Source organism: Macrococcus sp. DPC7161, from assembly GCF_004117835.1.
Classification (GTDB): Bacteria; Bacillota; Bacilli; order Staphylococcales; family Staphylococcaceae; genus SDSC01.
This window is the reverse complement of record NZ_SDSC01000001.1, coordinates 369,965-381,808: the sequence shown is the minus strand read 5'-3', so window position 1 is coordinate 381,808 and position 11,844 is coordinate 369,965. Positions and strand designations below refer to the sequence as shown.

The 11,844-nt window shown below is 29.9% G+C and carries 27 protein-coding genes; all 27 read right to left on the bottom strand.

Annotated elements, in window-relative coordinates; all coding sequences use genetic code 11:
• Window positions 1-61: 61 nt before the first annotated feature.
• The 27 genes from ER639_RS01855 to ER639_RS01735 all read right to left on the bottom strand — a co-directional run bounded on the left by ER639_RS01855 (window position 62) and on the right by ER639_RS01735 (window position 11,841).
• Window positions 62-766 (bottom strand): TIR domain-containing protein, encoded by a 705-nt coding sequence (locus tag ER639_RS01855; protein ID WP_129064050.1) that lies wholly within the window; start codon window positions 764-766, stop codon window positions 62-64.
• Window positions 767-969: 203 nt separating this feature from the next.
• The gene (locus ER639_RS01850) at window positions 970-1,380 is read right to left on the bottom strand and encodes a hypothetical protein (protein WP_129064049.1); all 411 of its coding nucleotides are present in this window, start codon (window positions 1,378-1,380) and stop codon (window positions 970-972) included.
• A 129-nt stretch (window positions 1,381-1,509) separates the two neighbouring features.
• The gene (locus ER639_RS01845; RefSeq protein ID WP_129064048.1) at window positions 1,510-1,716 is read right to left on the bottom strand and encodes a hypothetical protein; all 207 of its coding nucleotides are present in this window, start codon (window positions 1,714-1,716) and stop codon (window positions 1,510-1,512) included.
• An 11-nt stretch (window positions 1,717-1,727) separates the two neighbouring features.
• A complete protein-coding gene (locus tag ER639_RS01840) occupies window positions 1,728-1,961 on the bottom strand; it encodes a hypothetical protein (RefSeq protein ID WP_129064047.1) in 234 nt (77 codons plus the stop codon).
• A 1-nt stretch (window position 1,962) separates the two neighbouring features.
• The gene (locus ER639_RS01835; RefSeq protein ID WP_129064046.1) at window positions 1,963-2,286 is read right to left on the bottom strand and encodes a YopX family protein; all 324 of its coding nucleotides are present in this window, start codon (window positions 2,284-2,286) and stop codon (window positions 1,963-1,965) included.
• Window positions 2,283-2,567 (bottom strand): hypothetical protein, encoded by a 285-nt coding sequence (locus ER639_RS01830; RefSeq protein WP_129064045.1) that lies wholly within the window; start codon window positions 2,565-2,567, stop codon window positions 2,283-2,285. Before ER639_RS01830 ends, ER639_RS01835 begins: the two co-directional genes overlap by 4 nt.
• Window positions 2,568-2,585: 18 nt before the next feature.
• Window positions 2,586-2,807 (bottom strand): hypothetical protein, encoded by a 222-nt coding sequence (locus ER639_RS01825; RefSeq protein WP_129064044.1) that lies wholly within the window; start codon window positions 2,805-2,807, stop codon window positions 2,586-2,588.
• A complete protein-coding gene (locus ER639_RS01820; protein WP_129064043.1) occupies window positions 2,797-3,045 on the bottom strand; it encodes a hypothetical protein in 249 nt (82 codons plus the stop codon). Before ER639_RS01820 ends, ER639_RS01825 begins: the two co-directional genes overlap by 11 nt.
• Window positions 3,046-3,196: 151 nt before the next feature.
• The gene (locus ER639_RS01815; protein ID WP_129064042.1) at window positions 3,197-3,445 is read right to left on the bottom strand and encodes a hypothetical protein; all 249 of its coding nucleotides are present in this window, start codon (window positions 3,443-3,445) and stop codon (window positions 3,197-3,199) included.
• Window positions 3,442-3,903, bottom strand: coding sequence for a hypothetical protein (locus ER639_RS01810; protein WP_129064041.1), 462 nt, complete (start codon window positions 3,901-3,903; stop codon window positions 3,442-3,444). Before ER639_RS01810 ends, ER639_RS01815 begins: the two co-directional genes overlap by 4 nt.
• Window positions 3,900-4,274, bottom strand: a complete 375-nt coding sequence (locus tag ER639_RS12410; RefSeq protein WP_240663972.1) for a helix-turn-helix domain-containing protein — start codon at window positions 4,272-4,274, stop codon at window positions 3,900-3,902. The genes ER639_RS01810 and ER639_RS12410 overlap by 4 nt, the downstream gene beginning before the upstream one ends.
• Window positions 4,267-4,662 (bottom strand): hypothetical protein, encoded by a 396-nt coding sequence (locus ER639_RS01800; protein WP_129064040.1) that lies wholly within the window; start codon window positions 4,660-4,662, stop codon window positions 4,267-4,269. The genes ER639_RS12410 and ER639_RS01800 overlap by 8 nt, the downstream gene beginning before the upstream one ends.
• Complete coding sequence (locus tag ER639_RS12205; RefSeq protein ID WP_164993326.1) at window positions 4,652-4,801, bottom strand: hypothetical protein; 150 nt, start codon at window positions 4,799-4,801, stop codon at window positions 4,652-4,654. The genes ER639_RS01800 and ER639_RS12205 overlap by 11 nt, the downstream gene beginning before the upstream one ends.
• Complete coding sequence (locus ER639_RS01795; RefSeq protein WP_129064039.1) at window positions 4,794-5,699, bottom strand: hypothetical protein; 906 nt, start codon at window positions 5,697-5,699, stop codon at window positions 4,794-4,796. The genes ER639_RS12205 and ER639_RS01795 overlap by 8 nt, the downstream gene beginning before the upstream one ends.
• Window position 5,700: 1 nt before the next feature.
• Window positions 5,701-6,120, bottom strand: a complete 420-nt coding sequence (locus ER639_RS01790) for a hypothetical protein (RefSeq protein WP_129064038.1) — start codon at window positions 6,118-6,120, stop codon at window positions 5,701-5,703.
• Window positions 6,113-6,523, bottom strand: coding sequence for a hypothetical protein (locus ER639_RS01785; RefSeq protein ID WP_129064037.1), 411 nt, complete (start codon window positions 6,521-6,523; stop codon window positions 6,113-6,115). The genes ER639_RS01790 and ER639_RS01785 overlap by 8 nt, the downstream gene beginning before the upstream one ends.
• Before the next feature lies 1 nt (window position 6,524).
• On the bottom strand, window positions 6,525-6,938 hold the full coding sequence (locus tag ER639_RS01780; protein ID WP_129064036.1) for a RusA family crossover junction endodeoxyribonuclease: 414 nt from the start codon (window positions 6,936-6,938) through the stop codon (window positions 6,525-6,527).
• Complete coding sequence (locus ER639_RS01775) at window positions 6,931-7,392, bottom strand: hypothetical protein (RefSeq protein ID WP_129064035.1); 462 nt, start codon at window positions 7,390-7,392, stop codon at window positions 6,931-6,933. Before ER639_RS01775 ends, ER639_RS01780 begins: the two co-directional genes overlap by 8 nt.
• Entirely contained in the window at window positions 7,385-7,699 is a 315-nt protein-coding gene (locus tag ER639_RS01770; RefSeq protein ID WP_129064034.1) for a hypothetical protein, read from the bottom strand. The genes ER639_RS01775 and ER639_RS01770 overlap by 8 nt, the downstream gene beginning before the upstream one ends.
• Window position 7,700: 1 nt before the next feature.
• The gene (locus ER639_RS01765; protein ID WP_129064033.1) at window positions 7,701-8,222 is read right to left on the bottom strand and encodes a MazG-like family protein; all 522 of its coding nucleotides are present in this window, start codon (window positions 8,220-8,222) and stop codon (window positions 7,701-7,703) included.
• A 42-nt stretch (window positions 8,223-8,264) separates the two neighbouring features.
• Window positions 8,265-8,426 carry a hypothetical protein gene (locus ER639_RS12200; RefSeq protein ID WP_164993325.1) on the bottom strand — a complete coding sequence of 54 codons (162 nt, stop codon included), beginning with the start codon at window positions 8,424-8,426 and terminating at the stop codon, window positions 8,265-8,267.
• A 4-nt stretch (window positions 8,427-8,430) separates the two neighbouring features.
• The gene (locus ER639_RS01760) at window positions 8,431-8,625 is read right to left on the bottom strand and encodes a hypothetical protein (protein ID WP_129064032.1); all 195 of its coding nucleotides are present in this window, start codon (window positions 8,623-8,625) and stop codon (window positions 8,431-8,433) included.
• Complete coding sequence (locus ER639_RS01755; RefSeq protein WP_164993324.1) at window positions 8,625-9,854, bottom strand: DnaB-like helicase C-terminal domain-containing protein; 1,230 nt, start codon at window positions 9,852-9,854, stop codon at window positions 8,625-8,627. The genes ER639_RS01760 and ER639_RS01755 overlap by 1 nt, the downstream gene beginning before the upstream one ends.
• Window positions 9,847-10,215: a hypothetical protein gene (locus ER639_RS01750; protein ID WP_129064030.1), complete on the bottom strand. Its 369-nt coding sequence runs from the start codon at window positions 10,213-10,215 to the stop codon at window positions 9,847-9,849. Before ER639_RS01750 ends, ER639_RS01755 begins: the two co-directional genes overlap by 8 nt.
• A complete protein-coding gene (locus tag ER639_RS01745; protein ID WP_129064029.1) occupies window positions 10,202-10,963 on the bottom strand; it encodes a replication protein in 762 nt (253 codons plus the stop codon). Before ER639_RS01745 ends, ER639_RS01750 begins: the two co-directional genes overlap by 14 nt.
• Complete coding sequence (locus tag ER639_RS01740; protein WP_164993323.1) at window positions 10,956-11,177, bottom strand: helix-turn-helix domain-containing protein; 222 nt, start codon at window positions 11,175-11,177, stop codon at window positions 10,956-10,958. Before ER639_RS01740 ends, ER639_RS01745 begins: the two co-directional genes overlap by 8 nt.
• On the bottom strand, window positions 11,170-11,841 hold the full coding sequence (locus ER639_RS01735; protein WP_129064027.1) for a putative HNHc nuclease: 672 nt from the start codon (window positions 11,839-11,841) through the stop codon (window positions 11,170-11,172). The genes ER639_RS01740 and ER639_RS01735 overlap by 8 nt, the downstream gene beginning before the upstream one ends.
• Between the last annotated feature and the right edge of the window lie 3 nt (window positions 11,842-11,844).

Below are 11,844 nucleotides of genomic sequence, written 5' to 3'. Positions count from 1 at the left end.
CTTTCACGTTAATAACTTATAAAATTTTGTATTAAAAAAACACCTCGAAAGGTGTCATTAGTTATTGTTTGCTAAAATCAATATCAAATCCCATGTAATCAAGTTCTTTTAGGACTCTATGTTTCCAATCCTCAATTACTGGTATGTATAATAAGCCAGAAATATCTGAGTGTAAATGTATATCATTTGAACCATTTATCATAACCACTCTATCTTTTCCTAATTCGCTAATAGCATATCCATGTTCAAAAATAACATTAGGTCTTGCTTGTGAACCGTCATTTACTTTGTCATCTGCTGAGTAAATGATAATTGCAGCTTTACATTTTCTAATTTCTTCTTGAAATTTTTCTAATATCATTTTTCCACCATTAACAGTATCAGATAAGACTACTGGTTTAATACCTTGATTCAATAAAATTTTTTCAACATTTAGTCTTAGTGGTTCATCGTGACCATGTACTATAAACACACTATTCTCTTTTTCAGTTTTAGTTGCATATTCTGGTTCATTAAAAAATTCAATTTCATCATCTATTTTTACGATTACACTTTCTATAAAATCATATACTTCTTTTAAAGATGTAGCTCTATAAAACGACAATGAATTAATGCTTCTTAATTTCTTAATTAGATATTCATCCTCTAACATTGAAACAACAATATAGTCCATTTTTTCAAGGGTATCAGTGATATTACTATTGTTTACTTCTTTTAGTAAAATTTCTGCCTTTTCACGTGCTTTTTCCCATTTCTTAATATTCATTTTCTTTTCTCCTTTTATTTTATGAACACTTTAATAATACAAAAACCACCTAGAATAATCTAGATGGCTTTTCGTTCATATATACATAGGAGAATGGATTGTACTAACGAAGTACATACCCAGTATATCAAAAAATTTTTTAATAAATAAATCATATATACATTTCGTTATATTTTACATATCGTTCAATATATATCATTCTGCTACACTTGATACTCTCGTACATACATATCAATACATTTATCTAACATACTGTTGTAGCTATTTTCTAATTTTCTACGTTTAACACCTAACTTTGCACCACAATTATTTAATGATCTACCATGCAGCATTAAATTAAGTATTTCATGTTCTAGCCCTGTCAAATGTTCTAAACAGTAATTCATGAACATGATTTCGTTAGCATACGTTTGATAACGTTCTTCACGTGCTATACGTCTTATTACTTCACTACCTGTTTTATCACCTGTTACACCTTGTGCTTTAGGTAATGTAGCTTCTATTCCATACATCGCTGTAATTTTAATTTGTAAGTCATTTCTGTCAGACTTAATAAGATTACTTTTCCACGCATAGTTTTCGATGAAATCTAATATTATTTCTCTATGACTCATATAGACCTCCTATTTCTTAGATAATTCACGCAATACTAAATATATGAATGTGCCTGCTAATGTCATTACTACTGCTGATATACTAATTACTAGTATCCATAAAAAGAAATTCAACATAATTTATCACCTCTATAAAATATTCATCTTAACTATTTCAATAGTTCCTATTGTTTCTACATCTGAAATTGGTGATGTGAAATAACGTATGTCATCACCTTTTCTAGAGATTACTATCAAGTCTTCAACTTTACCTCCATCAATTTCTTTTTGTATCTGATCAATAATGTATTGTGGCGAATAAGGTTTGTTACTGTCTAGTTTAGTGACTTTATTCATTAGTAACCTCCTTAAAATAATTCAAGTTGATATGATTCATTGTAAAACTTCTTTAATTCTCTAATGCTGTCGAATTCTTCTATATATACTTCATCAGCACAATTATCAAGCGTTAAATATTTATCTCCTTTAAGCGTATAAAATATTTTATCTTTATAACGTTTAGATGTGAGTTGTTGCCAATCTCTTTTTTTAAACTTCTTATAAAGCTTTTGATATGCTTCGTTAGATATGTATTGCAACATCTTACACACCTAAAATATCAGCATTTTCATACACATTACCTACAATTTCAAATTCTAAATGGCTATGTCGCATAACAAAATCATAATTATTCATGTTCATTCTGTAGATGTATCCGTTCTTATCTTTTACAATGTCGTCAATGTATATTTCATTACCGTTTTTATCATGTAGTCCAGTTGATTGCATTAAAATATAATTTCTTACATTACTCCAACATACACCATGACATGAAATTTCCCACACTTCATCTCCATCAAAATGTATTCCATCAACAGTATTCATAATTTTCTTTTTCTTATCCCACGCTCTGAATTTAGGTATCATTCTACATTCTCCTTTTCGAGTTTCTCGATTTTATCTAAAATAACTAAAACTTGATTAATATTTAAATTAGGAATAAATTCATCAGTAATATTAGTTATATTTCTTCTGCTGTCATTTTTTAAAATTGTTAATTCTAAACCTCTAGCACCGTTAGTACTATGATTATTTATTACGCTAACTCCATATCCGTTGTTGAATCTAAAAAGATAGCCAGTATACTCTTTCATTTTTTTATCGTCTACAAAAGCTTTATGATTAATAAATTCTTTAATAAGTTCCACAATCCTCGTTCCTTTCGATCAGTTAATTTTTTTCATTTCGTAACCGTTATTTCTTAAATACGTTATTAAATCACCTTCGACATAAACAGATTCCGTTTTTACTTCTCCACCATACAATTGAACTAAATCATCAGTAGCCTTATGTGCATCTAATCTGTTCAGAAATAACACCTCTACATTTCTGTATGTTACTTTTATAATTTTGAATTTATCTTCTTTAATATAATCATCAAAATACATTTTCGTTTTCTCCTTTTTTATTAGAGCGTAAAAACGAATTTTCTAAAAAAGATATAGCTTCATCCACTAATTCTTTTTTATATGATAATTCATTCATAACTTCGTATATTTCTTGTCCTGTAAAATGTACATGCCACGACAACTGTTCAATAGAGATATTTTTCTCTGCCATTAATTCAACCATTTTTCCTGCGTGTCTCATCTCTGTTAATTCTTCTTCTGTAAAAAATGAACTCATTCTCATTTCCTCCTAATGATTTCGACCACAATCGAAACAGATACCATATTTGATAAACGTTTCGACTGTAATCGAAATTGTTTTCTAGTAGTTTTCTAGTAACTATTCGGTATTATCGAATACTTCGTCTAATTTGGAGTTGTATTCCAAATCAGACGTATATTATTGCAATTACAGTGATGAAAAAAACTAATAATGCCCCAAATAAGCAAACTTCAAATTTTCTATGCTCATCCTCGTACTTTTCACTGATTCTTTCAAATCTGTATTTTTCAACAATAACTTTTAAATATTTATTTCGTTCATCTTCTGAAATACGACCATCTTCTAATAACTTTTCGTTATTGCTTAAAGCTTCTAATAATTCTGTGTAATAGTATTTGTATGGTTTAAAAATCACTCGTCATCCTCCTTATTTCTATGTTTATATTTAATCTCTAAATTCTTCATTTTTCTTCTTACATTTTCAAAACCACTGTGAAACGAATTTAAATGTTGTATTTGAATCCTTTCATCAATGTCATCTTTACTATAATGTTCTTTAGCATGAAGTAATTCACGTTCAATAAATATCATTGCATCTTCAATTTTTTTAGTTAAATCATTCCAACGATCTTGTAACAAATCAGCACGTTGTTTTTCTTCACTAACTAACTTTCCGTAATAATCTTTTTGATTAAACAAAGCTAGTACTGCATCATTTTTTTCTTTCTCCAGTTCATCAGCACGTTCTTTCTGCATCAATAAATCTTCAACAAACTTAAAATGCTCTTTGATTTCTGTTTCATCTGCTACTATTCCTAAATTCGTCCATTTGCCGTTTATATTTACACGTAAATAAGTTACTACTTCAGTCATTCTTGGTCTCTCCAATCATCAATTATAGTGTTTTCAAGCACCAACAATACTTGACTCATGACAGCCATCTCGTCACCATTACCATGACCTACAATGTAACTATTGAGATTTAGTATTTCTTTTTTTAGTTTGTTGATTTGTTGTTTTTGTTGTTCATAAAGTTGTTTGTAGTCAGTAACATCTAATAATTCATCCACAGATTGATTACTTAATTCTGCTATAGCTTTTAAACGTTCAGGAGTAGGTATTACACCATGTTTCTCCCATCGACTAACCAAACTATCTGATGCATTGAAACGTTCTCCAAACTCTCTCATATTCTCGCCAAACGACAATCTAATTGATTTGATTCGTTGTCCTAAATCATTCATGCAACCTACACTCCTTTGACCATATCAATTCACCGATGCTACCGTCATCATTTTGGATATTGATAAAAAGTATATCTTCACAGAATCGTTTAACACTATTAATTGAAGCATCCATAGCTACATGATAGTCATAGTATTTACCTAAACCTTTTCTTGTAACGATTAACCCATTGAATTTAGTGTCTTCTGTAATTTCTACTTCTTCATTAATGTAATAACTACCATCTTCAGTCTTACCTAGTCGTTCATCATACCTAAAATCACACACAAAAAACTCATCTCCATAAGCATTTATTTCAAATTCAATTCCCAAAAGAGTTTCACTATTGTCAATCAACCAATATAATGCTTCTTTTTCACTCACATACTTACGTTGTTTAATCTTCATACTTTTTCACCTCATCCATAAATAGAAGCATATCCAGTCCATCTACCTGTAAATAAACTGGATAGCCCATTTCATAATAAATTTCTGTTACTGTATACTTCTCATCTTCGTAAATTACTACATCGCCTTTTTTATACATTCTCAGCAACATCCAATTTATTTATGTAAGCAATACAATGTTCAATATTGTTTTTGATATATAATAAATCTTCTTTGCTGTACTCGTTATTTTCTAACAATGTATGAATAACATTGTTTTTAAATGCACCTTGTACTTCTAAAGGTGAGCCATGTACCTTAATAATTTTGAATGGATCATCACTACTTAATTGAGTGTTGTTTTCTAATTTGCTATTCAATTCTTTGATTTGATTTTCATAGCCACTTACTAAATTCACTTCACGTTCTTCTAATTCAACTATTGCTTCTTTTGCTGCATTCAATGTTTCTTTCAATTTCGCATTTGTTTCTGCTGAAATTTTTATTGTTTCTTGATGCAATTCAAGTTGCTTATTTAAATCTTTAATTTCTCTATCAAATTTTAATCTCAAACTTTTTTCAGTCGTTTTAATACGTCGTTCGTACTCTTTCACTAAATCATTATTTTCTTTTGATAATGATTTTTTATCACGATTTAATGACTTGATTTCTAAATTAGCTGCTTGTAAATCTTCTTCTAAGCCATTTATTTTAGTTTGTAGATTTTGTTTATAGTCACGTTCTTCTAGTAATTCATTAACTGTATTTTCATAAGCTGTCTTTAATGTTTCAAACTCTTTTTCAAGTTCTCCATCTTTAACCACTTTTGTTTTCGTTTTAATAACAGGCTCATCGTCAATGATTAAACCTAGTTCTTTTTCGTTAATATATTTCTTTTGTTCATCATTTAATTGTTTAGAATACTTTCCTCTAAACTTTAAATACTCTGTTTCTAATACGTTTAATTTACGTACTATTTTGTGATTGCTCTTTAAATCAACTTCAATTCGTGCTACTTCTTTAATACTGTATCCATTTAATTTTGCCGGTCTTGCCATATTACTTCACTCCTGTATATGTATATAATTCGTAAATGTCGTTTGTTCTTGTAGACTGTACTTCTTCGATAAATTTAAATTTTTGATCTAACAATATGCTTTTCATTTTTTCATTAGTAGGTAGAATTGTTACAGATAACTTCCCAAAATAATCTTTTAAAATCATTAACGTCTTTTTCATGTACTCTTTTCCGTGATTATCACCAATGATTGAAAATCGTTTGAAATGTATTGAATAGTTCACTTGTTCTAAAGTAAAGCATGCAACAATTTCACTATTATCAATCAATATGAATTGAGTACCTTTTTTATAATCTTCAATGATGTCTGCTTTACTAAAATAAAATTTCTCATTGAAGTTATTAAGTAAGTGAAGCACAATGCGTGCTTCACTTGTTTTCATGATTCTTAAATTATTCATCTTCAAATACTGTGTTATTTGCTAATTCTTCTACCTTTTCATCGTTTGTTTCAGCTTCTAATGCGTTTGTACCTTCAGCAGTTACTTGCTCTGTATCATCGTTATTTACGTCATCTAAAGTGAGTTGGTTATCATCTTCTGGATTGTCATATAATTCACGTCTGATGTATTCAGCTTTTTCACATAAATCTTTAAATGTTTCTGAATCAATTTCCCCGTCAAATTTATGAATAATCTTCTTTTCTCTAATATCAAAAGTAACTTTGAATTTTGCATACTTTAGAATGATTTGTACTTTTGCATCCTCAACCATAAATCTCATTAAAGACACTTCAATTTTGTTAATTCCAAACGTTTTAATTACTAATTCCTTTGCTAAGTCAATATCTCTCATTGTAGTCATGTTAAATTTCCTCCAATTTAATTTTAATTTTTGGTATTTCTGCGTAACGCTTCGCACTGTGAATCTCTACTATTTGATTGTCATCTAACCACATGTGCCCATTTGCAGCATCGAGAACCGTCTTTAAAAGATTGTCGATATCTGGTTTGTTCGTATGATGACTTTTATTTTTTTCTTTACGCTTTTTATTACTCCAGCTTTTAGGCATCGGCATTTCAAAAAGTACTGTTAATTTAATTGATCCATTAATCAGAAGTTGTGGCATTTGCTTTTGTATAAACTCTTTATGCTTTGTGTAACTAGAAGGCATGTAAGTTTTAACAAAGTTACCTACTTTACTGAATCGTGGTCTAGGTGATGCCATTGGTGCATTAAACCCCTTTGCATCACTGAAACGAATTTCTATATTATTCATCTTCTAATTCATCAGCAATTACTAATGCACGTAATACTTGAATGTATTGCCACAAATCAATTGCTTCTTCTTCAATGTGCTTAATTAACTCTAATTGACTCAATTCAGCGTCTTTTAATACTGTTCCGTACTTTTTAACACCTTTAATATTTTGTTCTGTTAACACGTCTTTAAATCGTCCTACAACATCATTAGAATCTAAATGTGGTTGCGCTTCTGTCTTTTCACCTTTATCAATAACATAAGGTGTTAATTTGTATTGAAGTCCAGCATCATCAACTTTATTTAAACTTCCTTCAAACGTTTTTTTGTAAATTGGTACTCCAATAACTTCATCATGTTTATATGGTTTGCCATCAACAAAAACATATTCATCTGTAACATACGTAACTCGACCTTCTAAAATATTGTCCATAGAGATTACTACACGTACTTGATCATCAACTTTAAACATTCTTTTTATCTCCTTTAGCTTCTTCAATTTGACTTACTAACATCATGATTCTTACTAATAATTGTGATAACAATAAAAATACTGTGATTTTTCTAGGACGCTTGTAATCTCTTAAAACTGTGAAGTCTTTTAAATCTTTTTTAGTAATTAGTACATGACCTTTTTTATCATGAGTTGCTACATATTTAATGTTGTTGTTTGATTTAAATTTCTTGTCAATTTTTTCAATAGTTACTACATCGCCATTCTGCAAAGTACCATGTGATGCATAAAGCACTCTTTTTTTTTGATTAACAATGAATTTCATTTTATAAGTCCTCCTCTTTAACAAAAACACCGTTTATCATTTTGCCTTTTCTGTCTTTGATTTCTTCATAAGCCATTTCAGTACATGCTGTTAAGTCAAAATCATAAGATTTAGCAACTTCAAATAATGCACCTAAAAACCACTCAATGTGCATCAAATGAATGTTAACTGTTGTGCTTTTCTCTAATACTGTTGCTAATCTTCCAGTGGCTGACAATAAATCTATAGCAGCATCTGCTGGATCTAATTTGTCATTTTGAACATTTTTATAAAATGAATCTTGCGCTTTTAATACAACAGGCTTGAATGTGAATTCTTTTTGTAAACACAAAATCGTAAGTACTACATACGCATCTCCAATTGAATCAATAATCAAATCTTGATTATTTTTTGCAACTCCTGCATAAAGTTCACCAGTTTCTTCACCTAATTTTATTAACTGCTTTTTGTAGTCAGCTGTATGTAAATCTCTATCAATAGCCCACGCTTCTATTAACTCTGTTAATTCTAATAATTTACTCATTTTGTAATCTCCTTTATTACCAATTTTTGAACATCATTTCATCTAATTTTTTGGATATCTACCAAATTTAAATTCTTTCAATTCAACACGTTTAACTTTACGTTCTTCTTTTATGTATTTAGGAATTTCATTTAAATCATCTAAATTTACAGGCTTTTCGATGTAGTGTGGCATCACATTACGATGCCATTTCATACTTCTCATATAATCACCTCATGCGTTTATATAATTCGTCTTCAAAACGTTCTCCAGCTTCGTCATATAGCTTAAATTGACCTTCATCAATCATAGCTTTAACCGTCAAACCTAACTTTAACCACTGAATTCTTACAGGTTCGATTTTTTCATTAACATACTCACGTCTAATCATTTCTAGATAATCTTCAACCGTAAATATTTTCATTAGAAAAACCTTTGGACAGGCTTGTAAAATTGGGTTTCAACAATACCTGTTTCACCGTCTTTGTTCTTGGCAACGATACATTCAACAATAGATTTTCCAAATTCACTTTCTTCTTGCTCTTTGTTGTAGTAATCATCTCTGTATAACATCATGACAACATCAGCATCTTGCTCTAGCCCTCCAGCACTCTTTAAGTCTGACATCATAGGACGTTTGTCTTGTCGTTGCTCTACACTTCTGTTTAACTGTGCTAGTACGATAATGATTGATTTAGTTGATTTAGCTAATATTTTTAACTGTCTTGATATGTCTTCTAGTCGTTCACGTTCTGTATTGAATTCTCTATCTGATTGCATCAACTGAATGTAGTCAATGATCAGTACATTAGTTTTTGATTTGTCTTTACTTAAAATGTTTCTTGCAGCATTTGGAGTAAACTTATCAACGTCATAAGTCGTTAAGTCTAAATCCATAAATACATCTACTGCATCACTTGCTTTGTCCATTTCTTCTGTTGTCATTCTGTTTGCACTTTTAAACTTTTCTAATGGAACACCACTTAAGTTGCTCAACACACGTTTAGCAACTTTCTTTTCACTTGTTTCTATCGATACAAAATGTACTTTGTTGCCTTGCTTCGCCATGTTAATTCCTAATGCTAAAGCAAATGCAGTTTTCCCCATTGACGGACGAGCACCAACGATATTTAATTGCGTTGGCTCGAATCCATCAATCTTTTTATCTAAATTAGATAAGCCTGTTTTAACAACATTTCGTTTATCAATAGTTAATTCTTCTAATATCTCTAACAACACACCTTGTTTTGTATTTTTAGGCTGTATTTGAAGCGAATTTACTTCTTGTATTACTTGTTCCAAATATTCTTTGTTCGCTCTATTTGGTGCATTAGAATACAAATTAGTGGCATGTGCTAACTTATTAGTTTTGTAATTCTCTAGCACTTCGATTTGATTGTTAGTAAAGTGCGTTTTAAATATTAATTTGTCGTTGCTGTACTCAACAATTTGTTGAGGTGTAATGTACTTGTTTGCTTCAATTTTCGAACGTCTATACAGTTCTTCAATGTCTGCTTTACCTAACTCATTAAATAACTCTAACGTGTTACGCACATCGTCCATTTGAAACATGTGAGTCTGTAACTCTAATTTTTCATATAAATCTGGAAATCTTATGATTGATGCAATTAATACATGTTCGCAGTTATTCAATTGCATCACCTTCAATCTTTTCTTTCATCCGTGTCATCTTCTCAATGAGTCTTCTTTTTGCTGCATCACGTTTCTCTTTTAAAACTGGATCGTTTTCTTCACGTCTGATAACTTCGTAATCAGCACTTTGAATTTCTTCTAGTTTTTCAAAGTTGTTATTTTTCTTAATAACTAAGAAATCATTAATGACTGGTGCGTATTTGCTATTAATGATGTGATACTCTAATTTCTGTTTGCTTAACTCGTAATCACCTTTAACAAGTATCTCTATCCATATTCTTGATTTTTCTTTAGTAAATGCTATTTGATGATATGAATTACTTATCATTTCTATTAAGTTAATAGCTTCATTTGTATTCATTTCTTAACTCGTCAAATATATTTCCTGTTAATGGTTCAGCATTTACGTATGAATCTGAATAATCTTCTAAATAACTTTCATTGTGTAAAAAAGTTTTAGGATATTTTTGATACTGTTTATTAGTAATTGTTTTTAAGTACTCTTTAGTACCTTTCATAATGACTTCAAATGTATGTTTCTTTCTTGCTGTTTTAAATTTAGTAAATGCTGCTTTTCTATCTTTCTTTTTGTTATAAAGTTCATACCATTCATTAAATTCATTAATGAGTTGTGAATCTTGCGCATTTTTAGATGCGCTTATATTATTCTCTGTAGTAATCTCTGTAGTAATCTCTGTTAAAGATTCTTGAGTTTCTTCAGTTTCCATTCTTAAGTTTGTTAAGTTTCCATTCTTAAGTTTCTTAAGAATCCATTCTGACACTTGCGTGGTATCAACTTTGTAATGTAAAGTAGGTGCGCCATTTGCTTTTTTTAATGCAGTTTCAACAAATCCTAAGGAATTTAGTTTTTTTGTGGCTCTGCGTACTTGATATTCAGTTAAATGCAATTCTTCAAACCATTCATTATAAGTTTTATAAAAATAACCATCTTTTCTACTAGTCTTGTCTGACCAATAGATCATCTGATTGAGTAATGCAGCGCTTGGATAATCTTCAGTAATTTCTAAATAAATTACTGGTATCGGTATAATGTTATTTCGTCCACTGAATTGAGTAATGATTGATGAAATATAATCTCTGTTATTCATCTGCATCACCTTTTACAAAAAATTCATGAACTTCGACTTTAAAATATTCACTCAATTTTTCTAAAGTTGATAATTGTATGCCTTTCATCTCTCCTTTTTTAAAGGAATATAATGTTGTTTTTGCAATACCAGTACTTTTATGGATTTCTGCAATATCGACATTCTTAACTGCTGCAAATATTCTAAAATTCACACCTATTGTTTTTTCAATCACTTTTTTCACCTCTCAACATTTTGTTTAATCGTTCATCAACATCTATCCAACTTTCATGTAAATGGTATTTATCGTTAAATGAATCAATACCAATAGCGTGCTGTTCGCTATGATGTTCACGACACAACGCAAGTACTTGATTGCCATAATGATTGATTTCGTTTCTGTTTCTACCTCGACCAACTGCAAAACGATGTGCTAAATCTGAATGAGGTTTACCACAGATAACACACGTTCTATTCAATGTACTCACGTATAAAAATTCTTTATCATTTTTCATTAAGTCACTTGTTTTCACATTCAACGGAATATCGTGCAAGAACACCCAATTCAAAATGATTTCTACCAACTGTTTAGCTTGCGATTTACTGCAATTACTCATGCTTATTTGTTCATATCCATAGATACTACTTAAATAGTCTTTAAACATTTGACGCATGTATTCACGTGGTTGTCCTGTATGACTTTCAATGTCATTACACAATGCGAATATTTTTTTGCGTTGTTGGTCAGTTATTTTGTTTGGATCAATAACTTTAATTTCAACATCAACTGGTAAATCATTTTCAAGTAGTAGTAACGCATCTTTATTAAGTGATACGTTACGTACTACAACATCATATTTACCGTTGTTTTTTTGATGATACCTATTAATTAATGGCATCTA

Excerpts from the sequence above, each read along its gene's own strand:
- ER639_RS01855 (WP_129064050.1), bottom strand. The coding sequence starts at position 766 with ATGAATATTAAGAAATGGGAAAAAGCACGTGAAAAGGCAGAAATTTTA.
- ER639_RS01850 (WP_129064049.1), bottom strand. The coding sequence starts at position 1,380 with ATGAGTCATAGAGAAATAATATTAGATTTCATCGAAAACTATGCGTGG.
- ER639_RS01845 (WP_129064048.1), bottom strand. The coding sequence starts at position 1,716 with ATGAATAAAGTCACTAAACTAGACAGTAACAAACCTTATTCGCCACAA.
- ER639_RS01840 (WP_129064047.1), bottom strand. The coding sequence starts at position 1,961 with ATGTTGCAATACATATCTAACGAAGCATATCAAAAGCTTTATAAGAAG.
- ER639_RS01835 (WP_129064046.1), bottom strand. The coding sequence starts at position 2,286 with ATGATACCTAAATTCAGAGCGTGGGATAAGAAAAAGAAAATTATGAAT.
- ER639_RS01825 (WP_129064044.1), bottom strand. The coding sequence starts at position 2,807 with ATGTATTTTGATGATTATATTAAAGAAGATAAATTCAAAATTATAAAA.
- ER639_RS01820 (WP_129064043.1), bottom strand. The coding sequence starts at position 3,045 with ATGAGTTCATTTTTTACAGAAGAAGAATTAACAGAGATGAGACACGCA.
- ER639_RS01810 (WP_129064041.1), bottom strand. The coding sequence starts at position 3,903 with ATGACTGAAGTAGTAACTTATTTACGTGTAAATATAAACGGCAAATGG.
- ER639_RS12410 (WP_240663972.1), bottom strand. The coding sequence starts at position 4,274 with ATGAATGATTTAGGACAACGAATCAAATCAATTAGATTGTCGTTTGGC.
- ER639_RS01800 (WP_129064040.1), bottom strand. The coding sequence starts at position 4,662 with ATGAAGATTAAACAACGTAAGTATGTGAGTGAAAAAGAAGCATTATAT.
- ER639_RS12205 (WP_164993326.1), bottom strand. The coding sequence starts at position 4,801 with ATGTATAAAAAAGGCGATGTAGTAATTTACGAAGATGAGAAGTATACA.
- ER639_RS01795 (WP_129064039.1), bottom strand. The coding sequence starts at position 5,699 with ATGGCAAGACCGGCAAAATTAAATGGATACAGTATTAAAGAAGTAGCA.
- ER639_RS01790 (WP_129064038.1), bottom strand. The coding sequence starts at position 6,120 with ATGAATAATTTAAGAATCATGAAAACAAGTGAAGCACGCATTGTGCTT.
- ER639_RS01785 (WP_129064037.1), bottom strand. The coding sequence starts at position 6,523 with ATGACTACAATGAGAGATATTGACTTAGCAAAGGAATTAGTAATTAAA.
- ER639_RS01780 (WP_129064036.1), bottom strand. The coding sequence starts at position 6,938 with ATGAATAATATAGAAATTCGTTTCAGTGATGCAAAGGGGTTTAATGCA.
- ER639_RS01775 (WP_129064035.1), bottom strand. The coding sequence starts at position 7,392 with ATGTTTAAAGTTGATGATCAAGTACGTGTAGTAATCTCTATGGACAAT.
- ER639_RS01770 (WP_129064034.1), bottom strand. The coding sequence starts at position 7,699 with ATGAAATTCATTGTTAATCAAAAAAAAAGAGTGCTTTATGCATCACAT.
- ER639_RS01765 (WP_129064033.1), bottom strand. The coding sequence starts at position 8,222 with ATGAGTAAATTATTAGAATTAACAGAGTTAATAGAAGCGTGGGCTATT.
- ER639_RS12200 (WP_164993325.1), bottom strand. The coding sequence starts at position 8,426 with ATGAGAAGTATGAAATGGCATCGTAATGTGATGCCACACTACATCGAA.
- ER639_RS01760 (WP_129064032.1), bottom strand. The coding sequence starts at position 8,625 with ATGAAAATATTTACGGTTGAAGATTATCTAGAAATGATTAGACGTGAG.
- ER639_RS01750 (WP_129064030.1), bottom strand. The coding sequence starts at position 10,215 with ATGAATACAAATGAAGCTATTAACTTAATAGAAATGATAAGTAATTCA.
- ER639_RS01745 (WP_129064029.1), bottom strand. The coding sequence starts at position 10,963 with ATGAATAACAGAGATTATATTTCATCAATCATTACTCAATTCAGTGGA.
- ER639_RS01735 (WP_129064027.1), bottom strand. The coding sequence starts at position 11,841 with ATGCCATTAATTAATAGGTATCATCAAAAAAACAACGGTAAATATGAT.